The following is a 16562-nucleotide window of genomic DNA, read 5'->3' as shown; positions in this document are numbered from 1 at the left end:
AGTGAGGAAGGCTACGCATTTTTATATACAACCGCCATTTTTTAAATTTTCACATGATGTTACTTAGTGGTTATGCCCTTTTCAAATGATACTGGTACAACAGTTGCCTCCCCCAACAAAGTCTCTTTATTTTGTGATTCGATTTGTGATAATAGTTTTTCAACTGCATATTTTGCAATATGAGCAGTTGACTGTTTGATTGATGATAGTGTAATTCTTTGTCTAGCATACACGCGTGACCCATCAAAGCCAATAATTTGTACTTGGTTGGGAACCTGAATACCTGCCTGAATGAGTATATTGTAGAAATCACTTGCATATTCATCAGAATCAGAAAAGATCCCATCATAAGGAAACTGGTGATCGACTAAATTATCCTTAACAAATCGTTTAAAATCACTAATAAAATTTATTTTCTTTCTAGCTAGAAAAACTTCAGCAGAAATGTTATTTTCTTGGCAGTAATCTAAAAACCCTTTTTCTCTTACTGCAGAAATGTTCCTCACTGGCTTTTTAGAAACAAATAGCAATCGTTTTGCCCCCAATTTTGTTAATGTTTCGCCAGCAAGTCTACCGCCCATATAATTATCTGATATAATTAGCGGTACATTTTGAGATACACGCTTTTCTATAGAAACCAATGGAATATTAGTATCAACTAAGTTAGCGGCATTAGCATAAGACATCGTAATTAACCCAGCAACTTTTTGTGCGTTAGCCATCTGTATATACTCAATTTCTTCTTCCGAGCTATTGTTAGAATTACATAAAATCATTTTATAGCCGTGGCGTTGTAACTCTTGTTGCATATGATAACTTAATTCCGAGAAAAAAGGTGAATTCACTGTTGGAACAATAAATACAACGAAATTTGACTTACTTGTTTTTAAGGCGCGTGCCATTGCGTTTGGAACATACTCCAAGGTATCAATAGCTGATTTTATTTTAGCCTGTGTACTTGCTTTAGTCTTTTGACCGTTAATGTAATTAGATACTGATCCTCTTGAAACACCAGCTAAACTAGCGACATCATTCATATTTACCAATTTCAGTGACCTTCTCTAAATTAATGATTTAATAAAAAAATGCCTAATCGGCATTTTTACAATAATTATGGTGTAAATCTTCCTGATAACATTTTATCAAATAAATCTAACATTTGCTGTTGTTTCATCTTACCAAGTTGGTCAACTTCCAAATTGTTAAAGTCTTCTATCAAAAAATATGCCTCAAGATACAGCGTTAGCTGTTTTTTAATAAACGTTTGATTAGTCATATTATCAGTTTTTTTGGCGTCTTTGATTAATCCCATTGCAAATTCATTAGGATCAATCCTTATTTTTTTATCAATCATCTCTTACCCCTCTATACTATTTGCAGCTGCTAGCTTATCTTCTGAATCTTCTCGAGCATGCTTTGCATTAATATAACGTGTCATTTCTACTTCTTTTTCGGGCGTTAAACGATAAAATAATATTAAGATAAATGATAGAACTAACGCAATCAATGGCACCCAGACATAATTTGCTTCAATACTAAATAATGCTGCGGCTGATTGCATTTTATTAGGTGTGTAATGTCCTATCGATAGTAGCATACCCGTTATCGCACCGCCAATACCCATACCAAACTTCGCAGTGAAACTAGACGCAGAAGTCACAATTCCTTCCGCACGAACACCGTTTTTCCATTCACCGTAATCTACAGAGTCAGCTAACAAAACAGCAATTAATGCTCCGACAAAGCCATTACCAAAATTACCAACAATTGTGCCAATAATAACGAGCGGAATACTCAACATTTGTGCGCCAACACCTAAAATGAGTTGTCCGAAAATACTTAATGCCAATCCCGATAATATTGTCCGCTTTTTACCAATCTTCATAACAAGTTTTGGTGTCAAAAAGACAGATATTAATCCTACAGCATTAAAGAATAACGCAAGTGACGCAAGACCTGGCTTGTCCAAATTATATTTGAAAAAGTATATTGTCACCTGACCTTTTGTTTGCATACCTAGCCAGTAAATAAAATTCAAACCAACAACGATAACCCAAGGCCAATTATTTTTGAGCGCTTTTAGAGACGTTTTAATCGGCAATGCTTTTTGAGACTGTCGTGTTTGCACATGCTCACGTAAATTAGCAAAAACAACCAAATATATAACGAAAAATACCAACGCAGCCATGACAGCTAACCAGAAGAAACCACGCCGAGGATTATCAGTACCACCAAATAGGGCTACCAATGGTAGTGCTATCACAGAGATTAATGTGCCACCAAAATTAGAAAATAGAGAACGAATTGTTGATAGTAAGACACGTTCATCTGGATCCGTTGTCATACTTGGTAAAATTGATGTCAAAGGAATATTGACTGCGGAATACAAAACATCTATGCCGATATAGGTGACGTATGCCCACACAATTTTCCAATTCATAGGTAAATCCGGTGTTGTAAAACACAGCACTGTAAATATTGTAAATGGTGCATTAAACCACAATAAGTAGGGCCGACTACGTCCCCATTTTGTGTGGGTATGATCGATCATGATGCCCCAAAATGGGCCATCAAGAGCATCAATCACACGGGCAACCAACATCAATGTACCAACAGCTGCTGCTGTAATACCAAAAACATCGGTATAAAAGTACATCAGATAAGTACCAATCAAACTAAACGTAAAACTACATGCGAAATCACTGGCACCATAGCTTAATCGCTCATTCCAAGGTAACTTACCCTGGCCTGTTTTTATTGTCATTCCTGCATTATCAACCATCTTACTAACTCCCTTCTTTATACAGATTCATCTTTTTGATTAGGAAACAGATAAGCCCTGACTTCATATGGCCTAAGTGATGAACTTGTCACATCTGGATAATTTTGAATCAAAAGTTCACTATTGTGCGGTATATTATAGTCTCGACTGACAGATTGCGCAGTAAAATTGGCTATCACCAATAGTGCTTCTGTGTCATTTTTTCTTGTGTATGCAAATACGGATTCATCTTTTTCATTGTCTGTGATGAGATCAAAAACACCATCAGTAATAACAGGTAGTTCATGACGTAACCTAATTAATTTTTGATAAAAGTAAAATAATGATGTTTTATCTCTTAACGTTTCGTCAACATTAATCGATTCATGGTTAGCATTAACCTCTAACCAAGGCGTGACATCACTAAACCCTGCATACGTTGTGCTATTCCACTGCATTGGCGTACGTGAATTATCTCTTGAGCGTGCTCGCAGATAATTCATCATCACGTCAGCCGGAATTAAATGCTCTTGTTCAACGAGTTCATGATAGGCATTGATTGACTCAAGATCTTTATACTGAGCCATTTCCTGGAAGTTTGCATTTGTCATCCCAATCTCTTCACCTTGATAGATATATGGTGTGCCTTGCATAAAATGCAATAATGCCGCAAGCATTTTACCAGACACTACTCTATACTCAGGCGAATCGTTTCCAAATCGTGATATGGCACGCGGTTGATCATGGTTGTTCCAATATAAACTGTTCCACGCCTTGCCAGCTAATGCTTTTTGCCACTTGACCAAATTGCTGCGCAGTGCCATTAATGACACATGCTCATCCGACCATTTTCCAAGCGTTGGATTATGATTACCATCTAAACTTACATGTTCAAATTGGAAAACCATATTGAGTTCTGTCCCATCCAAATTAGCATATTTTTCGGCTTCAGTTGTTGTCACACCAGCTGTTTCTCCCACAGTAATCCAATCATGCTTTTTCAAAACTTGTTTGTTCATTTCACTCAAATAGTCATGTACATGCGGTCCATTAGCAGATGCATCCCCAGAATTACCATATAACGCACCTTCTGGAATTGGTGCGTTTGGCAAGCCCTCAGGTTTTGAAATTAACGAAATGACATCCATTCTAAAGCCATCAATACCTTTAGCAGCCCACCAATTCATCATGTCAAAAATAGAATTTCTCACCGCTTGATTATCCCAATTTAAATCGGGTTGCTCCTTAGCAAATAAATGCAAATAGTATTGCCCTGATTTTTCGTCATATGTCCATGCTGGACCTGAGAAAAATGAGCCCCAATTGTTTGGCTCATGCCCATCAACAGGGTCACGCCAAATGTAATAATCACGATACTTGTTATCTTTACTGTCATCTTGCACACTTTTTTGGAACCATTCATGTTCAAACGAGCTATGATTAACCACAAGATCCATCATGATTTTTAAACCCTTTTGATGCGCTTTACCAAGCAGTTCTTCAAAATCTGCCATATTACCAAAGGTAGGATTAATTTTCTGATAATCTGAAATGTCATATCCACCATCAATGTTGGATGTTTTATAAATTGGGTTTAACCAAATAACATCAACGCCTAATTGTTTAATATAATCTAACCGATTGATAATCCCACGTAAGTCACCCACGCCGTCATTGTCACTATCTTGAAAACTTTTGGGATATACTTGATAAACAACCGCATTTTGCCACCACATTGCTTCTGCCATAATTTCTCCTCTTTTATATTTGGAACGTTCCATTTCTATACAGCAAGTATAAAACAATAAAAAGTAAAATGCAAGCGCTTACATTTTACTTTTTATTAACTTTAATCCTTTAGATAAAAAATTAAACACTACCGTAAGAGCAGTTATATGTTGTCCCAATCTGCTTTTTAAAAAACATGATGACAATTCATGCTTGCTTTACTATAACTCCCCGTGCTGCTTTCCAACAAGTACATGTGCCACATGTTGCTTGGTAGAATCAATCACATTCAAAATATGTGGATCGTTTAATTGATATAAACTTTTTTTGCCGACTTTTTCTGAACTCACTAATTGATGTGCTTTTAAAATAGCTAATTGATGAGACACTTGTGGTTGTGTAATTTGAAGTTGCTCCACAATGTCATTGACACTTAGTTGCTGATTTTCGAGTAACACTAAAATATTCAACCGGGTTGGATTACTCAATAATTTGAAAATACGTTCCATTTCACTTTGATAACGTGCATCGTTATTTTTTTTCATTATATGTTGACTCCTTCATATGTTAATGATAACATATGTTTATACTGATATATCTTAAGTATATCATGAACAGGAGAAAGAATATGCCAGACCTATCACTCGTAACAATGTTATTTATTGGCGTTAATTTAGATTTTTTTGTTATTTTATTATTTTTATTACAGAAATATCGTTTCAGAGACAACTTCATCGGCTATGAATTAGGCATGCTCATTGTTTTTGCTATCAGTGCCCTCGCTGGTCAGTTAATTCAGACTATGATTCCTACATGGGCTATCGGCTTTCTTGGTTTACTACCAATTTATATGGGCATCAAAGGTGAAGATGATGATGATAATTCAAAGTCTACGTCAAAAAAAGGAATGATCGCAGTGTTGCTCATGTACTTGGTCAGTTGTGGCGCTGATAATATTGCTGTCTACGTCCCTGTTTTAGCCACAATGACGACAACTGCTATTTTAATAACAATGATCTATTTTATTATTTTGACTGCTATATCGTTAATATTAGCTTATCTCTTTGGGCAAATTCCAATTATAAAGGACGTTTTTGAACGTTGGGGATCACCAATAAGTCGCATCATTTATATTATAATCGGACTTTTTGTGATGTTCGATACAGGGCTTATTCAGTTTCTTTTCAACTTAGTTTGAATAACTAGTGTCATAGTTTCACATCAACCCCTGCCTTTTATAAACTCTTTACTGAAATAAAACCCCAAAATTGACGCTTTATTTTTCGTATAACAAACACCCTCAAACTGACATTAACAGATTCATATTATAACTAATGGGAGACTGTAAAAAAGACTGAACACTTGCATAAAAAAGCTGCAGACGCTTTATTGGTAATTGACTAAAATCAACCATAAAGGATCTGCAGCTTATGTCTTCTATTTTATCTTGTATTCATTTTAATCAAGTTCTGGTTTAGAACCAGATAAGTTCTCCCCTGCAGTAAGAATAGTCTTACAGAAAGAGTTTACCGTCAAGTGATTGTCAAGTGTCACAACACGACCATCTGGAAGAGAAATCGTTCCCGTCATTGTTGAAAGGAGATAGCAATACATCCGTGTTCCTGTCGCAACTGGCCAGTGACTGTATGAACGACCATGCGCAGCGATTTTGACATCCACAACGCAATCATCCTTTTCCATCTTCAATCGCCACTTAACAGGCATATATACACCGCTTTTGGGATCTTCCCACTTTTCAAGTGTTTCATACTCAATTAAACCATTATTGGGTCCAAAATCAACTTGCTTATCACCATATTTTACGAAACCAATTTTGTTAGGACCTGGTTGGAAAAAGTTTACTTTTACGTCTTCTTTAATTGTGTAAAGCCACCACATCCAGTTAGGTACAGGAAGATTTTTTACTGGATCATTTGATTGCCCTGTAATAATGTGTTCACGAACACCATATCCGTTCTCAATTTTTAAATCATGTTCCGCTGTACGAATTGTGCCGTTTACATTAACAAATGCATCATATCCAGCACGGTCACTTTCATTCGCCTTTGCGAATGGCCCCCAGTTCCAAAGAGCTGTACCAATTTGTTCGTACACAAGATCCAATTCAGCAGCTCCAGCTTTACCTGAAATATTCCATGTTGGTGGCGTTGCTACAAATTTAAGTCCGTTAAAATCCCAAGTAACTTTATCCGCGGCTTTTGTAACCTTAAATTTATCACCATGCAACCGCTCCTTAGGTGTCCATCCAACACGTATAAAATTATTGTCTTTCATCGTACCACGTTGAGATTTGGGCACAACAATTAATTGGATTTCTCTTTCTGCTGACTGACCGGGCCCCCAGATGCCTTCCCCATTTCCAAAAAGCGCATACCCTGCTGCCCATAGCAAAACATCATAATCTCCTGCCTCTGCAACAACTCCTGCAGCAGTTTCTTCCCAGATGTCAGTTTTTGATGAGGGGACTGAAAGCGATTCGAAATGCGTCGTTTCGTCTTCTAATGTGATATCCTCATGAGAAGCCTTAATGCTATTATACTTTTCATTGTAATTATTTTCATTTGCCATAGTTTTATTTCCTCCTTGGATTTGTTAAGCTTTGGCTTATGCATAAAGTATACAATGAACTTTATAAAAATAAAATCACTTAATCGATTCAGTTTAACACTCAATACATACATAATTAAAAAAGTTATTGGCACTCGTATGAATTCAAACTTTACGCTAACAATCGAAAATTATGTTCAGTAAAAAACAAAAATTTGCTCAAACGATTAACCAAAAAATAATAATTAATGATTGTACATTTTTAATATAGCTGTATCATTATAATTAATAAAACACTTTAACTGTGTCAATTACTACCTTAAATCATTATTAATTAAAAAAGGAATGGTGTCGTTATGGAATTAAGGCAATTAAACTATTTTTTAACAGTAGCTCGCTTTCTACACTTTCGCAAAGCCGCCGAAGACTTACATATTTCAGAACAACCATTAAGCTACCAAATAAGAAAATTAGAGAATGAATTAGGATTTAAACTATTTGAACGAACGACACGTTCAGTCAAACTGACACCTGCTGGAATAGCATTTAGGAATAAAGTTACAAGCGCGCTAAATATTATTGAGCAAGGTGTTCATGAAGCAAAAGCAATTGCTAACGGTCAGGTAGGTGTTTTGCGTATTGCATATAATAGCATGGGCTTGCATAATGTGATGCCAACCATTGTTCATTCTTTTCGGTCTGAGTTTTCTAAAATTAAAGTTGAACTAATTGAAAAGGACTCACCTTCACTGGAAAAAGCGGTAATAAATAATCAAGTGGATGTAGGAATTGTTGCTTATTATGATAAGTCATTCGACAAATTAGATTACCGTACAATTTACACTGACTCAGCCATGATTGCTGTCGCTAAAGGTTCATTATTACCTGTAACAGGTAATAATGATATCAATCTTGTAGCTCTAAGTAATATGCCATTTATCACTTACTCTCGAGAAAGACGTCCTTACTCATATGATCAGCTAATTACTGTCTGTCATAACAGTGGGTTTACACCTAACATTATTCAAGAAGCAGATACCGATTTAGCTTTATTGGGATTGGTTGCTAGTGGCTTAGGAATTGCAATTGTACCAGGAAGTTTTATGGATACTTTAAGTAGCGCAATTAATTATTATCCTCTCAAAAAGCCAGAAGTTACAGTTAAAGAGGCTGTTATTTGGAAAAAAGGAAATAATTCTCACATAGTTTCTAAATTTTTAAATAATTTAAACGTGAACGATTAGTGTTAATTTCAAAAAACCTATTGACAACTCATCAAATTCTTAGTATCCTTAACCTATAAATAACTCGGAGATAACACATGCAAAAAGTAGTAGCACAACTTAACAATGCCTGGTGGCGTCGGTAAAGTCGGCTTTTCGGTAACGGATAAAGCTGATGTTTAAAACATTTGTTTTATCCATACCGACGCATTTTGTGTAGCAATCGAGTCTGTATGGGAATATGCCATGCAGACTTTTCTTTTGACCTTGGAAAGCCTTGTATGGCCGTCCAAGGTCAATTTTATTTTAGGGAAATTTCGGAGAAAAATGATGAACAAACGTCTTATATCTACCATCGCCATTATTGTTGGCTTTCTAGCAGTTGCCTTTATTGTAACAGGTAAACCTGCCCAACAAACCAAAAACAAAGATTACGTGCCAACAGTTGGTATACTACAACTCGTGACGCACCCTGCCCTTGATGAAATCCATCGCGGTATCGTGGCTGGGTTGAAAACACAGGGCTATTCGGGTAAAAAAATTAAAATTGATTATCAAAATGCCCAAGCTAATCAGGCTAACCTCAAAACAATGTCGCAAAAATTTGCTAACGAGAATGCTGATTTGACACTTGGTATCGCAACACCGGCAGCCTTATCTTTGGCTAAAACCGCTGATGGTAACAGCCCAGTTATTTTAGCTGGTATCACTGATCCAGCCGGTTCTGGATTAGTTAAAACCGCCCAACGGCCGGGTGCAAATATTACTGGTACATCTGGTGATTCTCCCCTAGAGCAACATCTTAGCGTCATCAAAAAAGTTGTCCCTAAGGCTAAAAAATTAGGTATCATCTATACCACATCTGATCATGGTGGCGAATACAATGCTAAGAAAATGGCACAACTTGCCAAAACAGCTGGCTACGATGTGCATATGTATACGATCTCGACAACAAATGATATGCAACAAGTGGCCGAAACAATGTCCAGTCAGGTGGATGTCGTGTACGCGCCACAAGATAATGGTGTGGCCAGTGCCATGAAGACACTCATTAATATCACTAATAAAGACAATATCCCAGTCATTCCAGCTGTTGATACAATGGTAAAAGATGGCGGTGTGGCAACAATTTCAGTTAGTCAATATGATATTGGTTATCAAGCAGGCATTATGGCAGGGCAAGTGTTAAAAGGCAAAGACACTGCAACTTATCCCGTCAAAACAATTACCAAGGGTGACATGGTAATTAATTTAAAACAAGCTAAACTACTTGGTTTGCGATTACCAGCAGACATGATAAAAACAGCAGAAACTAAAGGCGAGGTGTTCAAATGAGTATTATTGTATCTAGTATCGGACAAGGGCTTCTGTGGGCTGTACTTGGGGTCGCCTTATTTCTCACATTTAGAATTTTAAATTTTCCTGATATGACTGTTGAAGGTTCTTTCCCCTTAGGTGCCGCCACCGCAGTTGCCATGATTTCTCATGGTATTAATCCCTATTTAGCAACACTCGCAGCTTTTGTTGTTGGTGCGATTGCTGGTCTAGCAACCGGCTTGCTCTACACGAAAGGCAAGATTCCAATCCTATTGGCTGGTATACTCGTCATGACAGCTGCACTCTCGATTAACCTGCGTATTATGGGTTCAGCCAACATCTCATTACTTAATCAAAAATCAATTTTTTCATCCCCATTGCTACAGCATTTACCCAAAAACTTTGATTCTGTCTTTGTTGGCTTTATCATCATCACAATCATCACATTGGCACTCATATTTTTCTTACAAACAGAACTAGGTCAATCGTTCATTGCTACTGGTGATAATGCGAATATGGCCCAATCAATTGGGATAAAAACAGATCGTATGACAATCATGGGCTTAATGTTATCTAACGGCTTAATTGCATTTGGTGGCGCAGTCATTGCCCAAAATAATGGTTACGCCGACATTAACATGGGTATTGGCATTATTGTTATCGCGCTAGCATCAATTATTATTGGTGAAGTCGCTTTTGGCGACTTGTCACTTAATGGTCGTTTGGTTGCCGTCATTGTTGGTTCAATTCTATACCGTCTTGTGTTGTTAGCCGTACTCAGTCTTGGTTTTTCAACAAACGATTTGAATTTGATTTCAGCAATTGTGCTAGCTGTTGCTATGATGCTCCCACAATTACGTAAAGCACTGAAGCTCGATACAGTAATCAAGAAAGGTGTGGCTACACATGACTGAACCTGTTTTCTCACTTAAAGATATTATTGTCACTGTTGGTGACAACGTACAAATCTTAAAATCACTTAATCTCGATATTTATGAAGGTGACTTTATTACCGTTCTTGGTACAAATGGTGCTGGTAAATCAACTTTGTTTAATACGATTGCTGGTAATTTAGCCATTGATTCTGGGAAATTGCTACACCACGGTCATAGTATTGCGCATGAATCTGCTGTGACGCGTACAAATTATATCGCGCGTGTTTTCCAAGACCCCAAAATGGGGACCGCACCACGTATGACTGTTGCTGAAAACCTGTTGCTTGCTGAAAAACGTGGTCAAAAACGTACATTACGTAGCCGTGGTTTGACTAAAGAAAAAATCAGCGAATATGCTAAAATCACACAAGTGATGGGCAATAATTTAGATACACGTCTGAATACGGCCACTGGTAATTTGTCCGGTGGTCAACGTCAAGCACTTAGTTTTCTCATGGCAACCCGCGTAAAGCCTGAACTGCTACTGTTAGATGAACACACAGCGGCACTGGATCCCAAAACTTCTGAACAATTGATGCTAGCAACTAACGAGCAAGTAACTAAAAATCAATTAACAGCTCTAATGATTACACATAATTTAGCCGACGCGTTGAAATATGGTAACCGCCTCATTATTCTCAATGCTGGTGATATTGTGCTTGATGTACGTGGTCAGGATAAATCAGCCTTAAATGAAGCAGACATTCTCAAATATTTTATTGCTTAATCTTCATAAAGGGCATCGTAATGTTTCACGTGAAACATTACGATGCCCTTTATTTTATTTTCAATATGTGTATAATCTAATTAAAGACACATTTTATACTAACGAGGTAAAACATGAGGAAAATTGGTGTTGTAGGTATTGGACATGTTGGCGCAACGGTTGCCCATATTATTATTGCGCAAGGTTTAGCTGATGAATTAGTTTTAGTAGATAAAAATCCAGATAAAGTAGCAGCAGACACCTTAGACTTTCGTGACGCTGCTAGTTTGCTTAGCACACACGTGACTGTTCATGCAGGCACAGCCGATGACTTAACAGACGCAGATATTGTTATTTCGGCTCTTGGCCATATTGATTTAATCAAACCAGGTGGTGATCGTTTCACTGAGCTCAAAGCAAACACACCTGAAGTACAACAAGTTGGCGCTGATTTGAAAAAAGCAGGCTTCAATGGTGTACTGATTGTGATTTCAAATCCCGTTGATGTTATTACAGGTATTTATCAAAAAGCAACCGGATTGCCTACCAATCAGGTATTTGGTACTGGCACTTATCTTGACACAGCACGTCTCAAGCGTGTTTTGGGAGAAACATTACACGTTGATCCTCGTAGTGTGCAAGGTTATATGTTAGGTGAACACGGTGACTCACAATTTGCCGCTTGGTCAACCGTAAAGATTCTAGGTCAAGACATTCAATCCTTAATTGCGCAACACCATTTAGACCTTGATAAAATTGCTAACGATGCCAGAGTTGGTGGTTTTACTGTTTTTAATGGTAAAAAATATACTAATTTTGCCATTGCACATGCTGCCGTCTCATTAGCTCAACTTGTCTTATCTGATGCACGTAATGAAGCCATTGTGTCTCACTATGATGACAAGTTCAAAAGTTATATCTCAACACCAGCTATCATTGGTCGCGGTGGCGTTGTGCAGACATTTGACTTGCCTCTGACACCAGATGAAGAAATCGCGTTACAACAATCTGCTAATGCTATTGCTGAAAAAACAGCGGATTATTTGTAATTATTATCTAAGTTACTCAATATATGTCTCCCACTACTTTCAACAACCATCACATGACTCATTAAAATAAACAATGCCATATACGTCAAAAGTAACGTTAACTTACGAAGTGTATGGCATTGTTTTTATGCCCTAATATAATGACTTTCCTATTTCCCCTCCCAACTAACTAACGTTACTTTGCCGATCATATGCCCTGACTCGACATCAGCGTGCGCTTTTTCCATATTTTCAGCATTAATTGGATGGTAAGTTTTTGTTGCAATGGGTTGTAACTTGTCTTCCTCATACAACTTTGCCAAATGCCTTAAAATGTCGTGCTGACTAATCATATCTTCAGTCTGATAGTATGATTTGCTGTACATCCATTCCCAACTGAAAGTCACCCGCTTTTTGGTCAATTTTTGAAGATCAATTAATCTGTGGTTTTCTGTCGTAGCAACAACCTGCCCATTTGGCTTGATTAATTCAGCAATCTCATGCCAGTGTGCATCTAAATTGTTCAAATTTAAAATATAGTCAACATATTGATGACCAGTTTTGTGAACTTGCGTGATTAAGTCTTCATGATGATCAACAACATCACTTGCACCTAACTTTTTAACCCATGCCACTGATTCTGGTTTTGAAGCAGTGGCTATGACAGTTAAACCAGCTAATTTTGCAAGCTGAATGGCTATAGAACCCACACCACCAGAACCATTGATAATTAAAATGGTTTTTTTAGTATTGTTCCCAGACCAACTCATATTAAGCTTTTCAAATAAAGATTCGTAGGCAGTTAACCCTACTAGCGGTATCGCTGCTGCCTGTGAGTCGTCTAAATTATGAGGGGCTAAACTGGCAATTCTTTCGTCTACCAATTGCTGTTGTGCGTTACTACCTGACTTTGTGAAATCCCCTGCGTACCACACGCGATCACCGATATTAAAAAGTGATACGTTATCACCTTTTGCAATAACTGTCCCGACAGCATCCCAACCAATAATTTTTGGTTTGATTAACTTATTTTTTCGGCCACCTTTACGCACAAATGTGTCAACAGGATTAACTGAGACACCCTCAACTTTAACGAGAATGTCATGCCCACTAGCATTTGGTGTATCAATTGACACGTCTTCAAAACTATTGTTATCGGTAATTGGTAAGTGGCGATAAAAACCAACCGCCTTTACTTGTTTTATCATTTTCTTGCCTCCTGACAAGACTAATGATAGCCCTTTTAAAAAAATTGTTAAGACGTGAATTTAATGGCACTAAGTGCCTGAATATAGACTAGGTGCCTTTTAATTCACCTGATTTTTCTACCTGATACATGCTATGATAAAGTCAGTAAAAATTAAAGGTGATCTGAAAATGAAAGAAATTTATGATTGTGACTTAGGCTGCCCCGTTCAGAACACACTGAAATTCATATCTGGCAAATGGAAAAGTGTTATACTTTATCATATTTTTAAAAATGATGTTTTGAGATTTTCAGAATTACAAGCAAAGCTACCTTATGTTTCGAAAAGAATGCTTGCAAAGCAATTATCAGAATTGGAAGCAGATGGCATATTAGATAAACACGTTTATCCAGTCATTCCGGTTAAAACAGAGTATCGGGTTACTAAATTAGGCAGTAGCCTCTATCCTGTTATTGAAGCGATGGAAATATGGGGTGCTCACTATAATCAAATGGTTAAGTAAGTATTTTTGATCAGAAAAGTTAATGTCATTTTTTAAGCGTTCAAATCAATTTATTGATATTTATTCTAGGTCTGGTATAATTAAGGCATAAGAAAAGGCACCTACTTGTAATAGGTGCCCACAACGTTACTATATCAAATAGTGACTATCATAACTGTTAATTAATAACCGTTATTCGTCAAAGTTAAGCGGTTATTTTTTTGTGCTGTTAATTATCAATATTATAAGGCTTAGCAAAGCAATGATAAACATACCAAAACTGAACATAAGTCCTATAGCTGAAGCAATAGACACAAGGGCTTTTCCTTTCCTAGAATCTGATACACCGGTTTTAACACCATACGCACCACCGCCATTTCAGGATAGCCACCACTTAACTTATAACGCTGTGTTACTAGTATACCATATATACTTTTTGGCTTTAAAATTATAAATTATTGCACGCACTAATGTATTAATTGATCTGAGTTAAATCGAATGTTTCGTGACTATGTCTAACAAAAACAAGATAGTATCGCGTTGCCTTATTCAAAATCGGTGTTGTCATTTCGATTTTATTGCGACCTAAAGTCAATTTTTTACTATCTTCCCTACCATTAATTTTAAATTTCAGAAAACTATTTGGCGCATATGGTTGCCCGCTTTTTTCAGAATATAATCGAAAAGACTCAACTGGGAATGTCATATTGGGATTTGTAACATTGACTGTTAAATTTGCCATATATAAATCAGCATTTTCATCAACGCCGTGCTTGATTATTTTTTGTTGGTTCTGTAATAAAATAATGTTTTTATTTAACACAAAATCAGATTTTTCTAGATTGACACTGGTTTGATTAATCCCAAATCCAACATATTTTTTTTGCATTTGCGACCTAACCATAAGCAATAGCACTAATAAACAAATGATAACTATTAATACATACTTTTTCATAGTACTTGTTCACCGACAATAGTGCCTTCATTAAACTTAAAAATATGATCAGAAACTTGATTCAAAAAAGTTTTATCATGGCTGGATATCAAAATCGTCTTACCCTTTAACTTTAAATCGTTAACCAGCGCAACAAGAAATTCTTGTCCCGAATCATCTAATGCGTTAGTCGGTTCATCAAATATTAAAATATCATTATCATTTAAAAGCGCAACCGCTATTGATAATCTTTGCTTCATACCAAGTGAATAGTTCTTAATCTTATCGTTATTGTGATGGTCCAAACCAACATATGACAATAATTGTTGCATACTCATATCAGATGTCTCTGCATTATTATTCAACATATTGAGCAAAATTAGATTTTCTGTCGCTGTTTTATCTCCTAATACGCCATATTCTTGCATTGAAAAACCAATATTTTCAGCAAACATCGTATCTTTTCTTATTCGTTTACCTTCAACAATTACTTCACCATTGGATGGTTTGATAAACCCTAATATTGTTTTGAATGTCAGCGTTTTTCCAGCACCATTGGGACCACTAAACCCATAGACCTTATTCTCATAAACCTTTAAATTTATGTTATGAAGCACATGTTTCCCTCTAAATTTTTTATTAACATTGCGTAGTTCAACAACAAGTTGTGTCATTTTTATTTCCTTATCTGTGTAAATTCTATCAATCGAATGCAACTAAACAGTATAATCACGATTAAAATCAAAATAACTGTGTTAATCAAGTTAACCATTAAATTTGAATCAAACCGGCTAAGCATAAATTGAGATAGTATTGGCAAATTATTATCGGCAATTGTCATCATTGTTAACAGTATAGCTATAAAATATACAATAGCTGGTGGTAAAAACAAACTGATTAATGAGAAAATGAATGTGCCCAAATTGACATTTAAAAACAAAATCAAACTAAACCAATAATAATGATTACTTCCAGGTATTAGAATCCATAATAGCCAAAACATAAACAACATTTCAGCTATGATTTGAAATATACTGAAAACATACATGCCCAATCCCACACCATTCAATAAGGGATATTCTATTTTCACTAATTGATTGAAACTGTCACCAACAACAATACTCGGCAATAACATCATTAAAAACCATTGAACTGGCATGACGAAATCATTTGGTGCTTGTACGACACCATAAAAAATGCCATAAAATTGCTGCTGATACCTTCCTTGTAGCAAAAGCATCACGTAAACAAGCGTGACAATTACAAACTTGAGGCGTATTTGCTCCCAATACAAAATACGATTTCTTTTTAATAATAAATAATAGTGCTGTAGCTTCATAATTTTATACCCACTTTTTCAATCAGCTTATTTGAATGGTAGATACAATATAAATATACTGAAAAAATAAGAAAATTAAAGATTAGTAAGCTATTATAACTTTTAGGATCTATCCACAAACCACGAGAAAAAAATAACGTGACATGCAGATTTGTGAATAAAAAATTTTCAAAAAAAAGTAATATGAATCCGAACGTTAGCCCAATTAATTTACTGAATAGAACAGTTATAAAATTTAACAATAATACTAAAGTGAATATACTCAGAAAATATAATACTAAAAGTATCAAACTGAAAATAATTGTACTCTGCTTGATAACATAGTCATGATCTT

18 protein-coding genes are annotated in these 16562 nt (G+C 36.2%); 7 read left to right on the top strand and 11 right to left on the bottom strand.

Translation table 11 applies throughout. From position 1 onward, the window contains the following. Positions 1–59 precede the first annotated feature (59 nt). The 5 genes from K5Q14_RS06030 to K5Q14_RS06010 all read right to left on the bottom strand — a co-directional run bounded on the left by K5Q14_RS06030 (position 60) and on the right by K5Q14_RS06010 (position 5034). On the bottom strand, positions 60–1037 hold the full coding sequence (locus K5Q14_RS06030; protein ID WP_220734993.1) for a LacI family DNA-binding transcriptional regulator: 978 nt from the start codon (positions 1035–1037) through the stop codon (positions 60–62). 74 nt (positions 1038–1111) lie between these two features. Then, the gene (locus K5Q14_RS06025) at positions 1112–1354 is read right to left on the bottom strand and encodes a hypothetical protein (RefSeq protein ID WP_220734934.1); all 243 of its coding nucleotides are present in this window, start codon (positions 1352–1354) and stop codon (positions 1112–1114) included. A gap of 3 nt (positions 1355–1357) precedes the next feature. Beyond that, complete coding sequence (locus K5Q14_RS06020; protein ID WP_220734933.1) at positions 1358–2782, bottom strand: glycoside-pentoside-hexuronide (GPH):cation symporter; 1425 nt, start codon at positions 2780–2782, stop codon at positions 1358–1360. Between the two features lie 17 nt (positions 2783–2799). Next, positions 2800–4509, bottom strand: coding sequence for a glycoside hydrolase family 13 protein (locus K5Q14_RS06015; RefSeq protein ID WP_220734932.1), 1710 nt, complete (start codon positions 4507–4509; stop codon positions 2800–2802). Between the two features lie 201 nt (positions 4510–4710). After that, positions 4711–5034, bottom strand: a complete 324-nt coding sequence (locus K5Q14_RS06010) for an ArsR/SmtB family transcription factor (protein ID WP_220734931.1) — start codon at positions 5032–5034, stop codon at positions 4711–4713. Positions 5035–5117: 83 nt separating this feature from the next. On the opposite strand from K5Q14_RS06010, the gene K5Q14_RS06005 reads away from it, so the two are divergent. Beyond that, positions 5118–5687 (top strand): cadmium resistance transporter, encoded by a 570-nt coding sequence (locus K5Q14_RS06005; protein WP_220734930.1) that lies wholly within the window; start codon positions 5118–5120, stop codon positions 5685–5687. Between the two features lie 260 nt (positions 5688–5947). On the opposite strand, the gene K5Q14_RS06000 is transcribed toward K5Q14_RS06005, so the two are convergent. Next, entirely contained in the window at positions 5948–7078 is a 1131-nt protein-coding gene (locus tag K5Q14_RS06000) for a hypothetical protein (RefSeq protein WP_220734929.1), read from the bottom strand. 335 nt (positions 7079–7413) lie between these two features. Here K5Q14_RS06000 and K5Q14_RS05995 point away from each other — a divergent pair, with 335 nt between their 5' ends. The 5 genes from K5Q14_RS05995 (at position 7414) to K5Q14_RS05975 (ending at position 12287) form a co-directional block, all read left to right on the top strand. Then, entirely contained in the window at positions 7414–8301 is an 888-nt protein-coding gene (locus tag K5Q14_RS05995; protein WP_220734928.1) for a LysR family transcriptional regulator, read from the top strand. A gap of 309 nt (positions 8302–8610) precedes the next feature. Next, on the top strand, positions 8611–9615 hold the full coding sequence (trpX, locus tag K5Q14_RS05990) for a tryptophan ABC transporter substrate-binding protein (RefSeq protein ID WP_220734992.1): 1005 nt from the start codon (positions 8611–8613) through the stop codon (positions 9613–9615). Continuing rightward, the gene (locus K5Q14_RS05985) at positions 9612–10511 is read left to right on the top strand and encodes an ABC transporter permease (RefSeq protein WP_220734927.1); all 900 of its coding nucleotides are present in this window, start codon (positions 9612–9614) and stop codon (positions 10509–10511) included. The genes trpX and K5Q14_RS05985 overlap by 4 nt, the downstream gene beginning before the upstream one ends. Next, a complete protein-coding gene (locus K5Q14_RS05980) occupies positions 10504–11259 on the top strand; it encodes an ABC transporter ATP-binding protein (RefSeq protein ID WP_220734926.1) in 756 nt (251 codons plus the stop codon). Before K5Q14_RS05985 ends, K5Q14_RS05980 begins: the two co-directional genes overlap by 8 nt. Before the next feature lie 113 nt (positions 11260–11372). Further along, positions 11373–12287, top strand: a complete 915-nt coding sequence (locus K5Q14_RS05975) for an L-lactate dehydrogenase (RefSeq protein ID WP_220734925.1) — start codon at positions 11373–11375, stop codon at positions 12285–12287. A gap of 149 nt (positions 12288–12436) precedes the next feature. On the opposite strand, the gene K5Q14_RS05970 is transcribed toward K5Q14_RS05975, so the two are convergent. Continuing rightward, positions 12437–13474, bottom strand: a complete 1038-nt coding sequence (locus K5Q14_RS05970) for a zinc-binding alcohol dehydrogenase family protein (RefSeq protein WP_220734924.1) — start codon at positions 13472–13474, stop codon at positions 12437–12439. A gap of 169 nt (positions 13475–13643) precedes the next feature. Between K5Q14_RS05970 and K5Q14_RS05965 the strand changes: the two genes are divergently transcribed. After that, complete coding sequence (locus tag K5Q14_RS05965; protein ID WP_220734923.1) at positions 13644–13976, top strand: winged helix-turn-helix transcriptional regulator; 333 nt, start codon at positions 13644–13646, stop codon at positions 13974–13976. 192 nt (positions 13977–14168) lie between these two features. On the opposite strand, the gene K5Q14_RS09920 is transcribed toward K5Q14_RS05965, so the two are convergent. The 4 genes from K5Q14_RS09920 to K5Q14_RS05945 form a co-directional block, all read right to left on the bottom strand. Then, on the bottom strand, positions 14169–14270 hold the full coding sequence (locus K5Q14_RS09920) for a putative holin-like toxin (RefSeq protein ID WP_220734922.1): 102 nt from the start codon (positions 14268–14270) through the stop codon (positions 14169–14171). 160 nt (positions 14271–14430) lie between these two features. Then, complete coding sequence (locus K5Q14_RS05955; protein ID WP_246587582.1) at positions 14431–14844, bottom strand: hypothetical protein; 414 nt, start codon at positions 14842–14844, stop codon at positions 14431–14433. Between the two features lie 62 nt (positions 14845–14906). Beyond that, positions 14907–15563, bottom strand: coding sequence for an ATP-binding cassette domain-containing protein (locus tag K5Q14_RS05950; RefSeq protein ID WP_220734920.1), 657 nt, complete (start codon positions 15561–15563; stop codon positions 14907–14909). Between the two features lie 2 nt (positions 15564–15565). Continuing rightward, positions 15566–16228, bottom strand: coding sequence for a hypothetical protein (locus tag K5Q14_RS05945; RefSeq protein ID WP_220734919.1), 663 nt, complete (start codon positions 16226–16228; stop codon positions 15566–15568). Positions 16229–16562 lie beyond the last annotated feature (334 nt).

It is taken from the genome of Leuconostoc inhae, assembly GCF_019656015.1.
In the GTDB taxonomy this organism is placed as follows: Bacteria; Bacillota; Bacilli; order Lactobacillales; family Lactobacillaceae; genus Leuconostoc; species Leuconostoc inhae_A.
This window is presented reverse-complemented; position numbering and strand designations above follow the sequence as displayed.